This window comes from Streptomyces sp. NPDC001515 (assembly GCF_053597115.1).
This window is the reverse complement of record NZ_JBSFHN010000007.1, coordinates 162,030-181,036: the sequence shown is the minus strand read 5'-3', so window position 1 is coordinate 181,036 and position 19,007 is coordinate 162,030. Positions and strand designations below refer to the sequence as shown.

The following is a 19,007-nucleotide window of genomic DNA, read 5'->3' as shown; positions in this document are numbered from 1 at the left end:
GTACCTGCCGGTGATCGCATTCCTGCTGTTCGAATCGTCAGAGGAGAAATCCCATGCGCCTCAATCGCGTTCTGCCGCTGGTCGCCGTCGCCGCCACCGCGGCCGTCTTCCTCGGTCCGGTCTCGCCCGCCCAGGCCGCCACCGCGGACTGCCCGTCCGGCTACCTCTGCGTCTGGGACCAGACCTCCTACAACGGCAAGATGTACAAGTTCAGCGGCTCCAACTCCAGTTGGAGTGCCTGGGCCATCGAGAACCACGACTCGTCCTGGTACAACCACGGAACCTCCGGACTGAACGCCTGCATCTGGCAGTACCCCGGCTACCTGGGGTCGGTCAAGGTCGTGGCGTCGGGTACCTCCTCCCCCCAGGACGCCGCCCACGCCCACCTGGGCAGCTCCAACAACTGGGGCTGCTGAAACCGAGGACGCCGTCGGCCCGGAGAGCCTCTGGGCCGACGGCTCACCCCAACGAAGACCGGGCCGGACCCCTCTCTCACGACGGAGGTTTGTCATGGCGGCACATGCGGCCACCGATACTCCCTTGCAGCCACGCCTGCGCCGCGGAAACCCCCTGTCCGGGAACGGTCCGGACGCTTTTCTCGGCCGGCGGCCGATCCGGGGGACCGGCGCATGCCTGCTGGTGGCTCTCGGTGTGCTCCTCGCCGGGTGTGGAAGCACCGGCCGGCACGCGGCCGAATCGGCACCGCTGCCGACGCCGCCGGCAACGCTGCGCAATGCCCACGGAGATCTGACCGGGGAGGCCGCGAAGTACCTCTTCCTCGCCGAGGGCCGCTTGGTGTCACGGTGCATGGCTGACGCCGGGTTCCGGTTCGTAGTCCGCCTGCCTCCCGGGCAAGCCGTGTCGCGGACCAGCACCGCCAACTACGGCCGCCTGGACGTCAGCACCGCACGCCGCTACGGCTACAGAGACCCGTCGCGGACGAGCGTCGAGATCCGCACGTTCGTATCCGACGACCCGAACCAGTCCTTTATGGCGTCGCTCTCAAAGAGCCGCCGGCAGGCATACTCCGTCGCTCTCTTCGGACACGTCGACACCCGCATCACCATCGGCCTGCCGGGCGGTGAGAGCATCACCACGAACCAGGACGGCTGCACGTCCGAAACACGGCGCCTCCTCTACGGACGAGACCTCGTTACCTGGCTGCGCAACCAGTTCGTGGCGACCAACCTGAACCGTGAGGTCTTCCGTCACGTCACCGCCGATCCCGCTTACCACAAAGCGACGTCGAACTGGCAGGCATGCATGAAACACCGGCATCGCGCTTTCGAGACACCAGAAGCCGCGCGCCAGGCCGCTGCACGAACCCGAGGCGGCGGAACCGCCGCCACCACGCCCACAACCGCAGAGATCACGATCGCGGTGGCAGACGCCGAGTGCCAGCGGGTGAGCCGGCTGGTCGATGTCGCCGAACGCCTCGACCGTCGCTACCGCAACAGCGTTTCCGCGGACCTCTCGACGGAGATCAACGCCTACCACCTGGCCCGTGCCGAAGCAGTACGGCGCGCACCGGAACTTCTGCGCCACCACTGACCTTCTCCTTCCCACGTCCGCCGGCGTGCGGTTTCGAGCCTCCTTTGGGCTGGGCCCCGCTGTGCAGAGTGGCCTCGAAGCATCGCGTCTCGGCGGGGATCAGTCCTGGAGTAACGGATCCGGGGTCGTTGGGTGCAGTGGCCCAACGGCCTCCGCACGGTGCCTTCGGCACCACCTCGGGGCTGTGGGGGCCGTGTGAACGCGAACGCGTCTTGGCCTGCAAACCGACCGCAGGCTGCTGATGACATAGGGCTCGTAACACGATCTTGCTGAATCGTCCTGGTAGGCCGTTACCGGTGTGATGATTCGGCCGTTCGTGAGGGTGTGGGTACCCGACCGTGGATCGTGGACGATGAGTTGTGGGCTCTGGTCGAGCCGTTGCTGCCGCCGTGGCCGGAGCGGTCTCCGGGGCCGAGGCCGGTGTCGGATCGGCTCTGCCTCCAGGGCATCCTGTTCGTCCTCTGCAACGACATAGCCTGGCAACTCCTGCCCCTGGAGCTCGGGTTCGGATCGGGGCAGACCTGCTGGCGTCGGCTGGACCGGTGGCAGAGGGCAGGGGTCTTCGACCAGTTGCATCGAGTCTTGCTCGCGGAGCTGAACGCGGCCGGCGAACTCGACTGGTCGCGTACGTGTGTGGACGGCTCCCGCATCCGCGCGAAAAAGGGGGCGCCGACACCGGGCCGTCGCCGGTCGACCGGCGGAAGACGGGCAGCAAACACCACCTGATCTACGACGGACGCGGCACCCCGCTCAAGGTCATCACGACCGCGGCCAACGTCAACGCCGTCACCCAGACCCTGGCCCTGGTCGACGGCATCCCACCCGTCGCAGGCCGCCCCGGCCGGCCCCGCCGACGACCAGAGGCACTGCTCGGCGACAAAGGCTACGACTCCAACGCCCACCGCGACGAGCTCCGCCGCCGACGAATCCTCCCCGTCATCTCCCGCAAGGGATCACCCAACATCAAGGGCATCGGCAAGCTCCGCTACGTCGTCGAGCAGACCTTCGCTCTCCTCCACCACTTCAAACGACTCGCCGTCCGCTGGGAACGCCGTACCGAACTCCACGACGCCTTCGTCTCCCTCGCCTGCAGCCTCATCTGCTACCGACGCCTCAAGAAGACCCGACCATGATCGTGTTACCAGCTCGAAAGAGACTTGGCGAACCAGTGATCCGCCCTGCCGTGACCTTCATACGGCTCGGTCTCCTGGTAGCCGTGCTTGGAGTACAGAGTCCGCGCCTCGATGAGTTGGGTGTTGGTCTCGCACACGATCCGGACGGCGCCGAGCCTGGTGGCCGTCTCCTCAACGGCCAGAAGGAGGCCCCGGCCCACCCCTGCTCCCCTGCCAGCGGGGCGCACGTACATCCGCTTGAGTTCCGCGGTCCCAGCGGTGCATCTCATCAACCGCACTCCTGCGCAGCCCAGAAACTCGCCCTCCTCGCTGCGTGCAACGAGGAACGCGCCACCGGGCGGGCTGAGGTCACGATGGGGGTCCTTCGCGAGCACCGCACGAAGCTCTTCACTTGTGACCTCACGTCCCAGAACCCGCCTCCCCATCTCGCTGAAGTACTCCCGCATCACCTCGTCGACACCTGTGTCCAGGACAGACGCGGTCCCGATAGTCCAAGTAGGCATGCAACCCATGCTCTCGCAGCCGCCCGTGGGCCGTCCATGGTCCTACTGCTCAGCTCCCAGCCGGTGGTCGTTACGGGACAGCCCTTAGGGCTTGCCGGGAAACAACTCGTGGCTTCCAGCTGTGGGACTCGTTGTTCTGGTATGGGGAGACCGGAGGGGATCGAGGCCGTCCTGGCTGCGAAGTTCCAGGTGTTGTTGCCGCATCTGGACGAGCGTCAGCGTCGGCTGGCCATAGGGGCGGAAGCGCTGTCGCTGGGACGTGGTGGGATCAGGCTCGTCGCTGCCGCGGCCGGGGTTCGAGAGGGCACAGTCTCGCGCGGAGCGGCTGAACTGCAGTCTTGTCATGTCAGGCTCTGTTGGGGCGGGTCCGTCGCCCTGGTGGGGGCCGGAAGAAGGCTGTGGACCTTGATCCGGGGCTGCGGCCGGCGCTGCTTGCGCTGGTCGAGCCCGACGAGCGGGGTGACCCAATGTCGCCGCTGCGGTGGACGACGAAGTCGACCCGGAAGCTGGCAGCGGAGCTGACCCGGCAGGGCCACCGGGTCTCCTCGGACACGGTCGCCGGCCTGCTGCGGGAGGAAGGCTTCAGTCTGCAGGCCAACGCCAAGACCATCGAGGGTGCTCAGCACCCCGACAGAGACGCCCAGTTCCGCTACCTCAATGAGCAGGCACGAGACCACAGGGACGCCGGTGACCCGGTGATCAGCGTGGACAGCAAGAAGAAGGAGCTGATCGGCGACTACAAGAACGCCGGGCACGAATGGCGGCCCGCAGGGCAGCCCGTGCGGGTCAAGACGCACGACTTCCCCGGCCAGGCCGAGAAAACGATTCCGTACGGAATCTACGACATGGCGGCGAACACCGGCTGGGTCAGCATCGGCACCGATCACGACACCGCGGCGTTTGCCGTCGCCTCGATCCGGCGCTGGTGGCAGGCCCGCGGCCGGCATGACTACCCCCGCGCCCGCCAGCTGCTGATCACTGCCGACGGCGGGGGCTCCAACGGCTACCGCACCCGCGGCTGGAAGACCCAGCTCGCCGTCCTTGCTGCCGAGACCGGCCTTGAGATCACGGTGTGTCACCTTCCGCCCGGCACCTCGAAGTGGAACAAGATCGAGCACCGGCTGTTCTCCCACATCACCATGAACTGGCGCGGCAGACCCCTGACCAGCCACGAAGTCATGCTCCAGACCATCGCCGCGACCACCAGCCGCACCGGCCTGACCGTGCATGCCGAACTCGACAGCGGTGAGTACCCCACTGGCATCCGCGTCAGCGACGACGAGATCGCGGCCCTGCCCATCACTCGCCATCGCTTCCATGGCGACTGGAACTACACCCTCCACCCCCAGCGTCCGATGGATGCGGCGACCGCTGGCAGCACACCGGACGAGGCCCTGGCGGACAGACCGACTCGCCTCACGCGGCGTTCGCTCCAGGATCCGGAACTGACCGGGATGACCCGCCGGTAGCTCAGCGAGCTCATCGACTCGTTGACTCCAGCGATGGAGGTTCAACGCGAGCAAGTGCGCCGCACACGTCGAGGCCACGAGCGCCTGGTGGCCCCTGGCGCAGGTGCCAAAGCCAGGCTCACCTCAGCCGACCGGGTCCTGGTCACCGTGCTCCACCTGCGAAAACTCGCGACCGTGGACCTCCTGGGCCAGCTCTTCAACACCACCGCCATGACCATCAGCCGCGCAGTGAAAGACGTCCGCCCGCTCCTGGAAGCCCATGGTGTCCATCTCGCCGCCTCAACAGCCCGTTTCCGCACAAGGGAAGACGTCGCCAGGTTCCTCGACCCCGACAACACCAAGATCAAACCGACGTGTTGATTCCCGGCAAGCCCTTACGAGGAGATGGCCTCCATGGCTTGGCGGAGGAGTTCGAGCAGGTCCTTCTTGCCGTCGGAGCCGGTCCAGGCGTCGAAGGCCACTTCCAGGCAGGCGAAGGCGGCGGCGGTCAGGGCGTGGGTGTGGGTGTCGTCGGCGTCGTCGTCGGTGAGGGCGAGGCGACGTGCGACTTCGGGGGCGAACAAGGGGCGCCACTCGCGCTGTTTTTCCAGGTTGCGGGCGTGGATCTGCGGGTTGCCGCAGACGATGGCGACGGCCGGCAGGCCGTCTTGGGGTGTACCGGCGGCGGTCAGGGCTTCCTCGAAAGCGCGGGTGAACGCCTGCCAGGCGGGTTCAGTGTCGGGGCGGGCGCGCAGGGAGTCGAGGACTTGCGGGCCGAACCGTTCGTTCTGGAACAGCACGACGTCTTCTTTGGTCGGGAAGTACCTGAAGAACGTCGTCCGCGAGACGCCGGCTTCGACGGCGATCTGCTCGACGGGTACCTGATCGAACCCCTGCTCCAGGAACAGGCGCATCGCCACTGCGCTGATCTCCTCTCGGACCAGCTGCCGCTTGCGGTCGGCGATGGTCGGCTGGGCGGCCTGGGTCCGGGGCGGCGTGGTCGTCGACATATCGCGCATACCCCACAGCGTACCTCATCCCCATTTTGGTACTCAGTGCCATCAGCGTGTTAGCGTCTCTTGCGTGGGACTGTGGCACGCGGTCCTACGGGCGTGTGCCCGGCAAGATCACGAGCGTGTGCCCGGCAAGATCACGAGAGCGAGAGCACGACATGAGCAAGATCTGGTTCATCACCGGTACCTCACGGGGCCTCGGCCGCGCGTTCACGGCCGCCGCGCTGGAACGCGGCGACAAGGTGGCGGCCACCGCGCGCGACATCGAAGCCCTCCGCGACCTGCACTACACGTACAGCGACGCGGTCCTCCCGCTGACCCTGGACGTCACCGACAAGGCGGCGGTGGACGCCGCCGTCAAGCGCGCCTACGAGCACTTCGGTCGCCTGGACGTGGTCGTGAACAACGCCGGTGCCGCGTTGTTCGGCGTCGCGGTCGAGGAACTGGCCGAGGAAGACCTGCGTGCCCTGATGGAGACCAACCTGTACGGGCCGCTGCGCGTGACGCAGGCGGTCCTGCCCTACCTGCGTGCTCAGGGCAGCGGCCACATCGTCCAGATCTCCAGCGCGTCCGGTTTGATCGCGCACCCCACGCTGGGCGGCTACAACGCGACCAAGTGGGCGCTGGAAGGTATGAGCGAGGCCCTGGCGGCGGAGGTCGCGTCGTACGGGGTGAAGGTCACGATCGTCGAGCCGGCGCAGTACCGCACGGACATCGGCACCACCCCGCCCCCGCACTCCGCCCAGAACCCGGCCTACGACGGTCTGCGCGCGGCCTTCGCGAGCGCCGCCGCTCAGGCAACGGTCCCCGACCCGCTGCCCGAAGCCGCAGCCCCCGCACTGCTCAAGCTGGTCGACGCCGAACACCCGCCGCTGCGCGTGGTCTTCCGGTCCCAGGTACTGCCGATGATCCGCCAGGCGTACGCCGAGCGGCTCGCCACCTGGGCAGACTGGGAGCACTTGTCGCAGGAAGCCGAGGGCGTACCCGCCTGAGCCAGGCGGGTACGTAACCTGCCCAACCCCTGGCCGCTGTCATCTCCACACGCGCAGATATGGGTGAAGGCCCGCATAATGCTCCCGGCTCGGAGAGATGCAGGATGCGCGCCTTCGCCCTTCCGGCCGGACCGCCTCGCCGAGCGATGGTGTTCATCTGATAGGCGAAGTCGCGTTCCGGCGACACTGCCAGCGAGAAAACGAACCTCGGTGTAGGTGACCATCGCCAGGCTTCGGACATGCCGGACAGCGGAAATAGCGTCCTGAATTCCCGTCACAGCGTCCTCAAGAGCTCGTAACAGGATCTTGGTGAAGTGCCCTGGTCGGACGGTGCATCGGAAGCGACGACGCAAGCAGCGAACACCTGCTTGAACTTGCCGCTGTCCAAGCTGACCGTGGTAGCCCATGTCTTGATCACTTCCCGGAGCCACGGTTGTCGGATGGCGGAAGCGTCGACCTTTCCCGGGCGGCTGCGGCGCCCGCCCAGCGCCGGGGACCGCAGATTCATCCAGCCCAGGTCCCAGGTGTCGGCATCGGTGGGTGTCAGGCCGCGGAACGACAGAGAGGCTCGGCGCAGACTTCGGACGGTCTCGTGGATCAAGGCCGCGAGGTTGTGGTGCTGGTAGATCCCTTCGATGAAGGACGCGACGTCCACCGTCAGCAGGCTCGGGACGCCCTCCAGTCGACGGGTCAGATGGCGGGTGGCCATCGGCTCGATGATGGCGCCGCGGGCATCCCGTTGCTGCAGTGCCTAGAGAGGCTCCCAGCGGACAGGGTCTTCCAGGTCCCGCAGGGTGAACTGGTGGGTGAGCAGACGGGTGGCCGCTTTCCGGGCCCATTGCTCGGGGTCGCGGGTCGCGCTCGCCCTCTTGTCACGGTCCCACCGCTGGACGTGCGTGCCGCAGAGGCCCGCGACCACTCGCTGGTTGAAGCAGCCCCGGACGATGCAGGTCGGCCTTGCCTCCAGCGGCTCCGCAGTGGTGACAGCCAGCCATTCCTCGACTGTGGTTTCCGGATCAGGGCGCCGGCGCCAACGCGAGTAGTGGGTGCGGCAGATCTTGCCGCTGTAGGCCGGCCGTTCGCATCTGCCGGAGGGACCTTCCACAGCGCATGGCTCGCGTTCGGACCCCCATTTCGTGCGGACCCGTCGGGGCCGCTGGTAGGTGGCAACGAACTCTTCCCGGCTCAGCGTGCTGATCCTGTGAGCATCCAGGCAATGTCGGCAGAGCAGGTTGCGGGAAGGCATCACCGTCCAGCACGAGGTGGTGGCGCACTTCGAGGCCGAGGTGCGCGGGTTGTCCACGTCGCCGTCGAAGAACCATGCCTGCTGGGACCACTTGCCCGGCCGCCGGAGAGGATCGACCTGCTCCTGCAGCCAGCTCGTCCAGGCCGTCAGGTCGAGGGGAAACGACATCGGAGTGCGGCTCCGCTGTAATCGGGGCGGGACTGGTCACGAGTGCCTCCCTGCTGCCACCAGCTCTACTGCCGCCCGCTTGTCCGCGTCACTGGCGTGCCGGTAAGGAGTCAGCGAAGACCGGGAGACGTGCCCCATCAGGTCCTGGACCACGTCCTCGTCGACGCCGGCGCGGACCCAGGCCGTGGCCGCCCCGTGCCGCAGCATGTGCGGACAGGCGTTGAGCTGGGTCTTCTTCGCCAGCCGGTCGAAGAGCTCCTTCGCCGTGCCATAGCGCATCGGACGCCCGAGCGGGGCGTGGAAGAGGTTCACGAAGACCATGTCGCAGTCGGCCGCCTAGGGGACCTCGTCCCGTTCGAGCTGATAGTCCGCAAAGAGCCCGGCGAGGTCCTCGGTGACCGGGATGACCCGGGCGAAGCGGGACTTGGCCAGGGCTCCGTTGGCGTTGTTCGCCCGCCTCCGGACATGAATGTGCGGGCCTTCCACCCGGCATCCGAGCATCCGTGAGTCGCTGAGCAGGTGCATGTCCTGACGGCGTAGTCCCAGTGCCTCGCTGATCCGCTCTCCCGTGCAGCCGAGCAGGGCGATCAGGAACCGGTCGCGGGCCCGCGTCGCGGCCTGGAACAGCTGGTCAGCCTCCTCCGGAGGTAGATACTCCACGGCCTCTTCGGACGGCTCAGGCAGCTTGAGGATCTTCGTCCTCACGGTGCGGAACTGGCCGTCCTCGCCTGCATCCTTGCCCGGCGGAAGCCAGCTCAGGTACTTCGTCTCCGACAGCCGGCCCACAAGCTCCGCGTCCACCCACTCATTGCGCGAGCAGAACCGCAAGAACTTGCAGACCCCGGTCATCACCGCGTTCGCGGACTTCTCCATCCGGAAGCGCGGCGGGGACGACAGCTGTGGGGCGCGTGGAGGTAGCGGCTCGTCCACCAGCCAACGCAGGAACCGGGCCAGGTCGAGCAGCGTGATCGACTTCCAGTCGAGGCCACGTTCGGAGCACCAGGTCAGCAGCAGAGCGGAACGGATGCCGTACGCTTTCTCGGTGTTGAACGACCGACCCGTGTCCCGCAACGAGGCCAGGAACAGGCAGGACTCATGGTGAAGCCGGTACGACTCATCGACCACGACCCACAGCGGGCGCCCGTCAACTGGGGACTCAGCGCATGCAGCACGGAACTTCATGACACCGATGACTGATCGTCAAGACGTACCTCACAACCAGCAGATATCTCACAGTCACACGGACTGATGAGCCCATGTGCCTCACACAACGAGCGCCAGATCAGGACCGCAGATAATACCGGAGAAGATCGCGTCGCTGGAAACGTGCACCAGGCGGATATCGCGCTTGGCTGCGGCTTGGGCGACTCGAATGCCACCTTCGGCGGTGACCTCCCAGTCCGCTCCGCCGCTCGTCGCGTTGATCACCGCGATCGGGGCCGCCGTGTCGAGGGCCTCCTCCAGGTGGAGGGGGTCGCGGAGGTCGAGGTGATGCCACGCACCGTCGTGAGCGCCGGGGCGGGAGTGGAACGTGGCGGCGGGACGACGGCCCGCGGATACCGCCTGGCGTACCAGCTCGGTGCCCAGGAAGCCGCTGCCGCCGATGATCAGCACAGTCATGCGGTCTCACGTTACGGGCGCCTGGCGCCGGAGCGGGACCTCACCCCGTCGCGGCGCGTGCCGGAAGATTGCGGTGCGGGCGGGCGTTGGCTGCAGGTATGAAGATCAGCGAGGCTTCCAGGGTCAGCGGTGTGAGTGCGCGGTCGTTGCGGCACTACGAGGACGAGGGCTTGATAGTCCCCGGCCGGTTCGGCAACGGGTTTCGTGACTACTGCCAGTCCACGATCGACCGGGTGCTCGTCATCCGCTCGCTCTTGGAGTCCGGGCTGCCGGTGCGGTTGATCAGGGAAGTCCTGCCGGGCCTCACCGACGGGACCGCAGCCGGGACCGAGGCCGTGTGCGCGGAGTTCTTGTATGAGGTGCAGGACTATCGCGACCGGCTCGCGGCACGCATCGCCGCTCTCAGCGATCAGCAGGCAGCCCTGGACACCTACCTTCGGGAGGCCCGTCGCACCGGTCTCTGAGAGCTGCTTGACCTTGACACATGTGTCAGGGTCCTACGTTGTGGTGCATGGAGATCAACGAGCGGGAGCATGCTGCTGACCAGGCGATGCGAGCCCTGATCCAGCAATCGCACCGGGGGCCCAAGGACTTGGCCCTCGCTACCGGCCACCGTCGTCCCACCCCAGGGCCGGGTGAATACCTGATCCGTGTCGGGGCCGCCGGGGTCAACTTCGCCGACGTCATGCAGACCCGCGGCACCTACGGCGGAGGACCGCAGGCACCCTACGTGGCGGGCTTCGAAGCCGCCGGCGAGATCATCGGAGTCGGTGTCGACGTCGAGCGTCCATTGCCCCTCGGCACCCACGTCATCGGAGCGAGTCCGGGTGCCTTCGCGCAGTACATGACGATGCCGGCCGCCGGTGTCCTGCCCGTGCCGTCCGGCTGGAGCGACGCCGAAGCGCTCGGCATGGTGCTGAACTGGGCCACCGCACTGGCAGCGCTGAAGCCGCTGGGTGAGATCAAGACCGGCGAGCTCGTGCTCATTCACGCCGCTGCCGGGGGCGTGGGACAAGCCGCGGTCCGCCTCGCCCGCCACTACGGCGCCCGTGTGATCGCCACGGCCTCTCCGGCCAAGCACGCCACGGTCCGAGCGCTCGGTGCCGACGAGGTCCTGGACAGCCGCCATCCCGATCTGACCGCGGAGATCACCCGGCTGACCAGGGGGGCCGGGGTCGACCTGGTCCTGGAATCGGTGGGCAAGGCCACCTTCACCATCAGCCTGGCGGTCGCCAAACCCTTCACCGGCCGTGTCGTGGTGTTCGGTGCCGCCTCCGGCGATGCCACCGTGACCACGCACGACCTGGTCTTCACCCACCACGCGGCGATCAAGGGCCTGCATGTCGGTGCACTCGCAACCGAAGCCCCGTCCCTGTACCAGTCGTTGCTCACCGAGATCGGCACTCTCATCGCCCGCGGCGTCTACCCGCCGGGCAGCCCCCAGCTCCATCCCCTGGCCGAAGGGCCGGAAGTCCTGCGGCAACTCGAGGACGGCGCCACCCACGGCAAGCACGCTCTCGATCCCTGGCGCTAGAGGATCACCCATGACACACCGCAACGCCCCTCTGTCTCCCGAGGGCCGACGACGCCTCGTGCGGCGCTGTAGGGGAATGCGGACTGCTGGACCACTTCTCCACACCCCGACGCCGGCCCACCGCAACCCGCCCGGACGTCGTGGCCAGGATCGAAGTGCTCCGCCGGACCGAGAAGTGGTCAGATGCCGGACGCATGGTCCATATCGACGTGAAGAAGGCCGGCCGGATCCGCGACGGAGGTGGCCGGCGTGTCCACGGGCGCGGGAGCCCCCAGGCCAAGCGCGTCGAGCCCGCAAGGCCAAGGGAGTCCGCAACAATCCGCCGCGCGACCTTCCCAGCCCGTGATCACCAGGCTCGGTGAACACCCGTCATGGGACACCCGTGTGGGCCCGGACCCGTACGCCGTCGATCAGCTGCCAGCGAGGCCGGATGGGCGGCCGCCCGCCCCTGCCCCGCGTCAGTCACGGGGAAGCAGGGTGCCGAGCGGGCCGAGGTCGAGGTTGAGATCGTCCGGACGCACGCCGTGCTGTTCGCAGAGTTCCGTCATGCGCTGTTCGAGCAGCATGAGCGTCGTGCCGATCTCGTCGGTCTGCTCGTCGCTCAGATCCCCCTGCTCGATACGGCGGATCGCTTGACGTTCCATCAGCTGTCTGAGCAGTTCGACCACGGTGAGGACCAGGGTGACGAGGTCACGTCCCGCCCGGTCCGGGTCGAGGTCGACACGGGACGACGTCACAGGGGTCCTCCGTCCGCCCAGGGGGCGGGCACGCGTTCGCTGACCGAGGAGAGGAGGGCGTGCAGGGACACGCGCACGAGCGGGACGTCGGCGATCGCGATGACCAGGTCACCGCTCACGACCACACCGGTGGCCAGGACGCGGTCCAGGAGATCGACCAGAGGCACGCCGATGGGGCCGGTGAGCGGTCCGGGGTTGTCCCACGGAACGACGTCGTGCGCCATGGGTCAGACCTCCCCGACGAAGGAGTAGGGGACCCAGGGTCCGGACAACTCGATCCGTGCACCGGTCCGCCCTCTCAGGGTCTGCGCCAGCAGCGCCAGTTCGGCCGCGCGGTGCTCGGCCACGAGATAGGTGGCGTTGAGGATCTGTACGTTGTGGCTGCCGCCCGGTTCCGTACCCGGACCGTGCGTACGGAGGCGGCGGGACGCGCTCGCCACCGAGGCCACGGCGGCATGGACGGTCTCGGCCAGTCGCAGTGAGTCCTCCTGCCGCTGTTCTCGGCGTGCCCGCAGGTTCCGCTTGCGGTCGAGATAGGCGCGTCCGGCGCCGGGCTCGGGGCGGTCGCGCCCTGCGGGGGCGCATGCCTTCTCCGCGGGTGCGGGCTCCTGGGGGGCGGGGGCCGCGTACACCTTCACCCCCCATTCCGCGTGCCGCGCGATGCGCCGCAACGCGAGGTCGAAGCGCTCGGATTCCTTGTGCAGGGCCCGCCGTGCGCTGTCGTCGCCGTGGTACAGCGTGGCCATCGGCAGGGGAACGACCGGTGCGTGGGCGGCGACCGCCGAGACGACCTCGTGGTGGGCACGCGCGCACCGTTCGAGCTCCGTTACGTCCGCCAGCTTGCGCTGCCATGCCTCGTCCGTGAAATCGGCTGCCGCGACGGTCTGTACGACGGCCGTCAGAGCACCGAACGGCAGCGTGCGGACCGGCGCGTCGCGTGTGACGCCGGGCAATCCGTCGATGGGCGGAGGACCGTCGGCCCGGCAGACCGCGTACACGTACAACGCGTGTCCCTCCGAGGGAGGGACCCCGGGGTCGCTTTCCACCATGTGCCTCTGTTCTCCCTCGGGTCGGTTCGCGGGTCAGTTCTCGGACGAAGACGCTTTCGCGCAGGCGGATTCGAGTGCGTCCAGACGCTCGCGCAGCTGTCGGTTCTCGTCCTCCAGGGCATGGCGCGCCGCGTGGGAACTCAGCGCGGGATCCGTTTCCCACCAGTCGATCCCGGCCTTCTTCGCGGTGTCCACGGACGCCACGAAGAGCCGCAGCCGGATCGTGAGCAGTTCGATGTCGAGAAGATCGATCTTGATGTCCCCGGCGATCACGATGCCCTTGTCGAGGACGCGCTCAAGGATGTCGGCGAGATTGGTGGTCTGGGGCCCGGCCACGGGCTGCTCGTACTGTCGGAAGTCGAGGTCGGTCACCGCGCGTCCTTCCCGGACCTACGGCTGCCGCGCGACGAGGATTTCCGGCGGCGCGGAGCTTCTTCCTCCTCCTCGGGCTCCTCCTCTTCCTCGTCCTCTGCCTCTTCGTCCTCCTCGTCCTCTACCGGTTCGTACTCGTCGTCCTCGTATTCCGCGTCCTCGTCCGCGTCCTCGTCCCACTCGTCGTCTTCGTAGCCGTCGTCCCGGTCCCCGTCGTTCTCCTCGTCCTCCATGGCTTCCTCATGGGTCACCACGACCTCCCCGTCGCGGATCTCCCCGCGCCATCCCTCGGGCTCTTCTTCCGTGAGGGTGACGTAGCGCTGGAAGTGCTTGAAGTCGAGTCGCATGCGGCGGCCCTGGACACGCCAGAGGTTGCCGGTCTTCTCGAAGAATCCGGACGGGTAGTACTCGACGACCAGGACGATGCGTGTCAGGCTCGGCGCCAGTTCGTGGAAGCTCACGGCGCCGCGCGTGGTGCCTTTCGCCCCTTCGGACGTCCAGACGATGCGTTCGTCGGGCACCTGCTCCTGGACGGTGGCCTTGAAACTCCGTGCGGAGGGGCCGATCTTCACCTTCCAGTCGCTGGACATCTCGTCGCCCATCGAGACGTCCTGCACGCCTTTGGTGAAGCTGCTGAACTGGTCGTACTGGGTCCAGTAGTCGTAGGCCCGGCGCAGGGGCACGCCGACGTCGAGCACCTCGACGATGTTCATGGATTTGCCGCCGCCCGACTTGCGCTTGCCCTTCCCCCCGCCGAACGCCTCCTTGGCCTTGTCCACGACGTTGTCCTTGACGCCCTTCGCCTTCTCCGCGACGAGTGCCTTCACCGGCGAATCGCCTTGGAGGACGCGTGAACCGACAGCGGGAAGGCCGCCGCCGTTCTCCGCCGCGTCGGTCAGTCGCTCCGTGACGTTGGTCAGCTTCTCGCCCGCCTTCTCGGAGAGCTTGTCCACATGGGCACTGAGAAAGCCGGAGAGCTCTTCCCGGAGCCTGTCCAGCCCCGTCTCCTCCGTCCGCTCCTCGTCGGCCTCGGACTCCCTGTTGCTGGTCTTGGCCATGATTCGCTACCTCCGGCCGCTCGTGCGCTTGGACGCGGTGCGCTTGGACGCGGTCTTCTTCGCGGCGGCCTTCTTGGCCGGGGCGGTCTTCTTCGCCGCGCCCTTCTTGGCAGCGGCCGTCTTCTTCGCGGGCTTCTTCGCGGTCTTTTTGGCCGGAGCCGCCTTCTTCGCGGCCTTCTTGGCCGGAGCTGCCTTTTTCGCGGGCTTCTTCGCGGTCTTCCTCGGTTTCCGGGCGGGTGCGGCGGGCGGTTCGTCCTCGACGTCCGCGTCGGGCTCCTCGTCCTCCTCGGGCTCCTCGGGCTCCTCGTCCTCGTACGCGGGCTCCGGCTCGTCCTCGTAGGCTTCGGCCTCTTCGTCGTCCACCTCGTCCTCGTCCACGTCGTCCTCCCAAGGAGGTTCGACGAGGCGGGCCGTACGGTCGCCGATCGCGTCGGCGAGCGAGTTCATGCCGCGGTTCGCGGCGGCGGTCACCGCCTTGCGGCCGGCGTCGAGCACCTCACCCCGCAGCTGGTCCTGCAGTTCGGCGAACTGGGGTACCTCTCCGAGCCGCCGCATTCCCTCCACGGCGAGCTGGCGTGGTTCGAGCGCGAATCGCCTGCCGGCCAGATACGTGGCCACCGTCAGGGCCAACCGGCCCTTTTTCGTCCGTCCCAACACATAGCCGCCCACCACCGCGGCGGCGAGGGTCACCTTGGTCTGGTCATCCATGACACGTCACTTTCGATCGTTCCTGGGCGGGCCGGCCTGTGCGGCGTGCAGCCGGTCGAGAAGGCGTTCCTCCTCGCGTTCGAACTCCTCCGAGGTGATGTCGCCTGCTTCGAATTCCTGATTGAGCAGGGCCAGTTGCGTCCGCAGCACCGCGGGGTCGTGAAGTTCCCGGTCGGCGGCGTCATTGAGCTTTTCCGCCACCCAGACCACGCCGCGCACGGGCGCGAGGGGAAGCGTGAGCAGTCCGGTGATCAGTCCCATGTCACGTTCTGCCCATGGCCGGGGAACGGGTCTCGGGCCCGACGAAGCTGTAGCAGGGGAGCGGCCCGGCGACGCGCAGGTCCACGTGCGCCCGGTGCGCTTCCGCGAGGTCGCGGGCAGCGGCCAGGAAGTCCTCGCTGCTGTCGCGGTCCACGAGGAAGGACACATTGAGCGCGCAGCCCGGAACGTTCGGCCCCTTGGCCACCGCGCGGGCCCCGGGCGAGAGCTCACGCAGTACTCGCTGTCCCGCCGACGTCGCGCGACGCGTCAGCGCGGCCGAGACCGCCTCTCCGAGCCGGAGACTCGCCTCGTATCCGGGCCGCCGGCGCGTGGTCTCGCGCAACCGCCGTACGTCGCTCTCCTCGGCGACGACGTCCGCCAGCGCGTTCTGGGCCGGCAGAGCCTTGATGTTGATCTCGACGCGTCCGGACACCTCCGTCAGGACGGCGGCATGTTCGGCCTGCGTCTCGCCCAGTTGGGCCAGAACGGCCTCCTCGTCGGGCGCCACCATGCCGAAACGCATGGGCATGACCGGTCCCTCGCTCGCCAGCCGCATCAGCACGTCCTGATGAGCGAGCAGATCCCGGCGGCGGGCGCGCAGCCCGGGCGGCGCGTCGCTGACGACGGCGTCCAGACACCCCTCGGTGACGGTCCGCAGGACGGCGGGCGGTGAGCCGACCCCGCCCATGCCCGCCGGAAGCTTCGTCCCCGCACGCGTGATCGCGTATACGTACACTCCGCCGGCCGCCATGGTCACGCCTCCGCCCGCCGACGCCGACTCGTGGTGCTGCGGGCCGGTGCGCGACGCTTCTTCGGACGCGCCGTCTCCTCGTCCTCGTCGGGCTCGTCGTCGTCCCCGCCCACCGCATGGCGGACGGTGTCTCCCACGGTCTCGACGACGCCGCGCACCTTGCGCTTGCCGAGGGTCTTGGCCACACCGCCGCTGAGCAGCTCGGGGACGGTGGTGCTGCCCGAGTCCCGTTCGAGGTCGAGCCTGTTGCAGGCTTCGGCGAAGCGCAGGTAGGTGTCCACACTCGCGACGACGATGCGCGCGTCGAGCTTCAGGATCTCGATGCCGACCAGGGAGACCCGGACGAACACGTCGATGACCATGCCGCGGTCGAGAATCAGTTCCAGGACGTCGTACAGCGTTCCGGCGCGCGGCGGGCAGGCCACCACCTCGTCCGAGTACGTGGTCGCGCTCATGAAGTGTCCTTCCGGCTGGGGGAGCGAAGGGGCGTCATTCGTCGGCCGCGCCCCGCCGGTACCGGCGGACTCTGCGGTATTCCAGGAGTTCGCCCGACCGGTCGAGCTGGACCTCGTACGAGGCGAGGAGGCTCGTGGTGTCCGGAATGCGCGGCACCTCAAGGACATCGACCACCACGCACCAGCCGTCGTCGGAACGGCGGACGGCGGACACGCCCTCCGTGGGGTGCTGGATCAGCGCCTCCAGGTTTTCGCAGGCAGCGCGTGCCGCGTGGACCGGTCCTCGTGCCTGAGAGGCGCGACGGGCCGTCGCCGTTCGGGAACTTGCGGCATGGGTGCGACGTTCTTCTGCCATAGGGCCAGTCTGGCCATTCCGTCCGCCCCCGCATCTTGAGCGATAGCTGTCCGTGACCGGGTGGTCACGACGACGGCGGACATTCACGCACCACAGGAGAGGGCTTTCGTACGCCCTCGCTCCGGGCGATGTCGCCGTGAGCGGGGGCGTACGGCCGTGGCCGGGAGACGGGGCTACCAGTAGTGCCGGCGTCCACCGACGGCGTGCCCGGCCGCACCGAGAATCCACAGAATGGCCCCGAGGACCAGCAGAACGATTCCGATGGTCCAGAGGACCGACACTCCCGTCACGAATCCGATGACCAGGAGGATGACGCCGAGAACGATCATGATGCCCTCCAACTTCGCTCGATGTCCGTCGGGCCGGCGGCTGTCGGCCGACGGGGTACGTGTGCGGGGTGCGACGGGGTACGTGTGCGGGGTGCTACGTCCGCCCGCCCGTGCGGTCACGTTGGGCCAACCGGCGCTGGACGTGGGGCAGGAGTGCGGTGCGCTGCCGGCGCAGCGCGGCTCGCGCCGCGTTGGCCCCGGGGGCGCCGTGGACGCCGCCGCCGGGGTGAGCGGAGGCCGAAGCGAGGTAGAGCCCGGGCAGCGGAGTCTCCGGACGGCCGGTGCCGGGGGTGGGGCGGAAGACCAACTGCTGGTGCATGGCGGTGGTTCCGCCGTTGATCGCGCCGCCGTGGAGATTGGCGTCCATGCTCTCCAGCGTCGGCGGGGCGAGAATGCGCCGAGCCCTGATGAGGGCGCGGAACCCGGGGGCACGGCGCTCGACCTGTGCCTCGATCCGGTCCGCCATGGTCTCCTGCTCGGAGAGGTCCCAGCTCCCGCTCAGTCCCGCTTCCCCGGCGTCTCCCCGCACCCGGTGCGGCACGTGGGTGTACGCCCACGCGGCCTCGGTGCCGGGCGGCGAACGGCTGGGGTCGGCCGCCGTCATCTGGCCGAAGAGGGCGAAGGGTTCGTCGGGAACGCGGTCCATGGCGATCTGCGCGGCGAACCGGGAGAGAGCGTCCACGCCCTCCGCGAGGTGGACGGTGCCCGCCCGGGCGGCGTCGGCGCAGGTCCACGGCACCGGACCGTTCAGCGCCCAGTCGACCTTGAACGTCGCGAAGTCCCATTGGAAGCGCTTCAGATCGGCGAGCACCTGTCCGGGAAGGTGCTCCTCGGCCACCAGCGAGCCGTAGAGCGCGGGCGCGGACACATCGGCCAGGACCGCCTTGCCGGCCGGGACCGCCTCGCCGTTCGCCGTGCGTACACCGACCGCCCGGCCGCCGCGGACGACGACCTCGGTGACGCGCTCCCCGCAGCGGACGGTGCCGCCGCGCCGCGCGAGCCGGCGTACGAGAGCGGAGGTGAGCGCCCCGGAGCCTCCGGCGGGGACGGGGAAGCCGTAGGTCTGGCCGAGCATGGACATGAGCCAGCCGAAGCCGCCGCTGCCGGCCGCCTCCGGTGCGAGGTCGGCGTGCAGGGCGTTGCCCGCGAGCAGCAGCCTGCCGCCTTCGCCGCGGAACTCCTCCTCGCCCAGCCGTCGCACCGGCAGCACCATGGTCCTGGCCAGGCGCAGCCCGCCCGCCGCGCGCAGCCGGAGCGCGAGGCGGGTTCCGGCACGGACCGGAGGGAAGGGCGTGAACAGGACGTCGATGATGCCGGGCCGCAGCGCGTCCCAGACGTTCTTCAGTTGCCGCCACGCGTCGCCGTCTCCGGGAGCGAACGCCTCCAGGCTCGCGGCCGTCTCGTCCACGTCACGGCCGAGGACGGCGCAGCGTCCGTCGAGGAGGGGATGGGCGAGCACCTTGGGGGCATGGCTCCAGCTCAGCCCCTCACGCTCCAGGTGCAGAGCGCGCAGGACCGGGGAGGCGGCCGCGAGGGGGTAGAAGGCGCTGAAGAGGTCGCTGGCGAACTCCGGGTCCACGCCCCGGTCGTGCCGGACGGCTCCGCCGGGCTCGTCGCCGGCTTCCAGGACCTCCACACTCCAGCCCGCGTCCGCCAGCAGGTTCGCGGCCACCAGCCCGTTGGGTCCCGCCCCGATCACCACGGCGTCCGGCATACCTGGCTCC

At 68.6% G+C, this 19,007-nt stretch carries 24 protein-coding genes and 3 pseudogenes; 8 read left to right on the top strand and 19 right to left on the bottom strand.

Features of this window, described 5'->3' with window-relative positions; all coding sequences use genetic code 11:
* Positions 1-53: 53 nt before the first annotated feature.
* From ACWCXC_RS10760 to ACWCXC_RS10750, 3 genes are all read left to right on the top strand, one after another.
* The gene (locus ACWCXC_RS10760) at positions 54-416 is read left to right on the top strand and encodes a peptidase inhibitor family I36 protein (protein ID WP_450888078.1); all 363 of its coding nucleotides are present in this window, start codon (positions 54-56) and stop codon (positions 414-416) included.
* A gap of 94 nt (positions 417-510) precedes the next feature.
* Positions 511-1,551: a hypothetical protein gene (locus ACWCXC_RS10755; RefSeq protein ID WP_450888076.1), complete on the top strand. Its 1,041-nt coding sequence runs from the start codon at positions 511-513 to the stop codon at positions 1,549-1,551.
* Between the two features lie 324 nt (positions 1,552-1,875).
* Positions 1,876-2,684, top strand: a protein-coding gene (locus tag ACWCXC_RS10750; RefSeq protein ID WP_450888074.1) for an IS5 family transposase whose coding sequence is annotated in 2 segments (ribosomal slippage) — positions 1,876-2,193 and positions 2,196-2,684 — 807 coding nt in all. Because the reading frame shifts where the segments join, the coding sequence is not laid out codon by codon here.
* A 5-nt stretch (positions 2,685-2,689) separates the two neighbouring features.
* Here the strand turns inward: ACWCXC_RS10750 and ACWCXC_RS10745 are convergent.
* The gene (locus tag ACWCXC_RS10745; protein WP_450686211.1) at positions 2,690-3,187 is read right to left on the bottom strand and encodes a GNAT family N-acetyltransferase; all 498 of its coding nucleotides are present in this window, start codon (positions 3,185-3,187) and stop codon (positions 2,690-2,692) included.
* Between the two features lie 141 nt (positions 3,188-3,328).
* Here ACWCXC_RS10745 and ACWCXC_RS10740 point away from each other — a divergent pair.
* Positions 3,329-5,016 (top strand): annotated as a pseudogene (locus ACWCXC_RS10740) (ISAzo13 family transposase).
* A 14-nt stretch (positions 5,017-5,030) separates the two neighbouring features.
* Here the strand turns inward: ACWCXC_RS10740 and ACWCXC_RS10735 are convergent.
* On the bottom strand, positions 5,031-5,654 hold the full coding sequence (locus ACWCXC_RS10735) for a TetR family transcriptional regulator (RefSeq protein WP_450685939.1): 624 nt from the start codon (positions 5,652-5,654) through the stop codon (positions 5,031-5,033).
* A 152-nt stretch (positions 5,655-5,806) separates the two neighbouring features.
* Between ACWCXC_RS10735 and ACWCXC_RS10730 the strand changes: the two genes are divergently transcribed.
* The gene (locus ACWCXC_RS10730; protein WP_450685938.1) at positions 5,807-6,640 is read left to right on the top strand and encodes an SDR family NAD(P)-dependent oxidoreductase; all 834 of its coding nucleotides are present in this window, start codon (positions 5,807-5,809) and stop codon (positions 6,638-6,640) included.
* A gap of 274 nt (positions 6,641-6,914) precedes the next feature.
* On the opposite strand, the gene ACWCXC_RS10725 is transcribed toward ACWCXC_RS10730, so the two are convergent.
* The 5 genes and pseudogenes from ACWCXC_RS10725 to ACWCXC_RS10705 form a co-directional block, all read right to left on the bottom strand.
* Positions 6,915-7,349 carry a hypothetical protein gene (locus ACWCXC_RS10725; protein ID WP_450685937.1) on the bottom strand — a complete coding sequence of 145 codons (435 nt, stop codon included), beginning with the start codon at positions 7,347-7,349 and terminating at the stop codon, positions 6,915-6,917.
* A gap of 42 nt (positions 7,350-7,391) precedes the next feature.
* Positions 7,392-8,054: a hypothetical protein gene (locus ACWCXC_RS10720; RefSeq protein WP_450888071.1), complete on the bottom strand. Its 663-nt coding sequence runs from the start codon at positions 8,052-8,054 to the stop codon at positions 7,392-7,394.
* Positions 8,055-8,090: 36 nt separating this feature from the next.
* A complete protein-coding gene (locus tag ACWCXC_RS10715) occupies positions 8,091-8,375 on the bottom strand; it encodes a tyrosine-type recombinase/integrase (protein ID WP_450888069.1) in 285 nt (94 codons plus the stop codon).
* A gap of 15 nt (positions 8,376-8,390) precedes the next feature.
* Positions 8,391-9,236: a tyrosine-type recombinase/integrase gene (locus ACWCXC_RS10710; protein WP_450888067.1), complete on the bottom strand. Its 846-nt coding sequence runs from the start codon at positions 9,234-9,236 to the stop codon at positions 8,391-8,393.
* Positions 9,237-9,353: 117 nt separating this feature from the next.
* A pseudogene (locus tag ACWCXC_RS10705) lies at positions 9,354-9,674 on the bottom strand (sugar nucleotide-binding protein); the annotation flags it as partial.
* Positions 9,675-9,772: 98 nt separating this feature from the next.
* Here ACWCXC_RS10705 and ACWCXC_RS10700 point away from each other — a divergent pair.
* The 3 genes and pseudogenes from ACWCXC_RS10700 to ACWCXC_RS10690 form a co-directional block, all read left to right on the top strand.
* Positions 9,773-10,138: a MerR family transcriptional regulator gene (locus ACWCXC_RS10700; RefSeq protein WP_450888065.1), complete on the top strand. Its 366-nt coding sequence runs from the start codon at positions 9,773-9,775 to the stop codon at positions 10,136-10,138.
* 47 nt (positions 10,139-10,185) lie between these two features.
* Positions 10,186-11,208, top strand: coding sequence for a zinc-binding dehydrogenase (locus tag ACWCXC_RS10695; RefSeq protein ID WP_450888063.1), 1,023 nt, complete (start codon positions 10,186-10,188; stop codon positions 11,206-11,208).
* Between the two features lie 10 nt (positions 11,209-11,218).
* Positions 11,219-11,507 (top strand): annotated as a pseudogene (locus ACWCXC_RS10690) (hypothetical protein); the annotation flags it as partial.
* A gap of 159 nt (positions 11,508-11,666) precedes the next feature.
* On the opposite strand, the gene ACWCXC_RS10685 reads toward ACWCXC_RS10690, so the two are convergent.
* From ACWCXC_RS10685 to ACWCXC_RS10630, 12 genes are all read right to left on the bottom strand, one after another.
* Complete coding sequence (locus tag ACWCXC_RS10685) at positions 11,667-11,945, bottom strand: gas vesicle protein K (protein ID WP_450686302.1); 279 nt, start codon at positions 11,943-11,945, stop codon at positions 11,667-11,669.
* On the bottom strand, positions 11,942-12,169 hold the full coding sequence (locus ACWCXC_RS10680) for a gas vesicle protein (RefSeq protein ID WP_450686303.1): 228 nt from the start codon (positions 12,167-12,169) through the stop codon (positions 11,942-11,944). The genes ACWCXC_RS10685 and ACWCXC_RS10680 overlap by 4 nt, the downstream gene beginning before the upstream one ends.
* Before the next feature lie 3 nt (positions 12,170-12,172).
* The gene (locus ACWCXC_RS10675) at positions 12,173-12,994 is read right to left on the bottom strand and encodes a GvpL/GvpF family gas vesicle protein (protein WP_450888060.1); all 822 of its coding nucleotides are present in this window, start codon (positions 12,992-12,994) and stop codon (positions 12,173-12,175) included.
* Between the two features lie 33 nt (positions 12,995-13,027).
* Positions 13,028-13,366 carry a gas vesicle protein gene (locus tag ACWCXC_RS10670; RefSeq protein WP_450888058.1) on the bottom strand — a complete coding sequence of 113 codons (339 nt, stop codon included), beginning with the start codon at positions 13,364-13,366 and terminating at the stop codon, positions 13,028-13,030.
* Positions 13,363-14,424 (bottom strand): SRPBCC family protein, encoded by a 1,062-nt coding sequence (locus tag ACWCXC_RS10665; protein WP_450888056.1) that lies wholly within the window; start codon positions 14,422-14,424, stop codon positions 13,363-13,365. Before ACWCXC_RS10665 ends, ACWCXC_RS10670 begins: the two co-directional genes overlap by 4 nt.
* A 6-nt stretch (positions 14,425-14,430) precedes the next feature.
* Positions 14,431-15,132 (bottom strand): histone protein, encoded by a 702-nt coding sequence (locus ACWCXC_RS10660; protein ID WP_450888054.1) that lies wholly within the window; start codon positions 15,130-15,132, stop codon positions 14,431-14,433.
* 6 nt (positions 15,133-15,138) lie between these two features.
* The gene (locus ACWCXC_RS10655; RefSeq protein ID WP_450888052.1) at positions 15,139-15,393 is read right to left on the bottom strand and encodes a gas vesicle protein GvpG; all 255 of its coding nucleotides are present in this window, start codon (positions 15,391-15,393) and stop codon (positions 15,139-15,141) included.
* A gap of 1 nt (position 15,394) precedes the next feature.
* Positions 15,395-16,144, bottom strand: a complete 750-nt coding sequence (locus ACWCXC_RS10650) for a GvpL/GvpF family gas vesicle protein (RefSeq protein ID WP_450888050.1) — start codon at positions 16,142-16,144, stop codon at positions 15,395-15,397.
* 2 nt (positions 16,145-16,146) lie between these two features.
* Entirely contained in the window at positions 16,147-16,599 is a 453-nt protein-coding gene (gvpJ, locus tag ACWCXC_RS10645) for a gas vesicle protein GvpJ (protein ID WP_450686390.1), read from the bottom strand.
* A gap of 34 nt (positions 16,600-16,633) precedes the next feature.
* Positions 16,634-16,954, bottom strand: a complete 321-nt coding sequence (locus tag ACWCXC_RS10640; protein ID WP_450686391.1) for a gas vesicle protein GvpO — start codon at positions 16,952-16,954, stop codon at positions 16,634-16,636.
* A 173-nt stretch (positions 16,955-17,127) separates the two neighbouring features.
* Entirely contained in the window at positions 17,128-17,283 is a 156-nt protein-coding gene (locus ACWCXC_RS10635; RefSeq protein ID WP_450686392.1) for a DUF6131 family protein, read from the bottom strand.
* 94 nt (positions 17,284-17,377) lie between these two features.
* Positions 17,378-18,997 carry a phytoene desaturase family protein gene (locus ACWCXC_RS10630; protein WP_450888047.1) on the bottom strand — a complete coding sequence of 540 codons (1,620 nt, stop codon included), beginning with the start codon at positions 18,995-18,997 and terminating at the stop codon, positions 17,378-17,380.
* Positions 18,998-19,007: the final 10 nt, after the last annotated feature.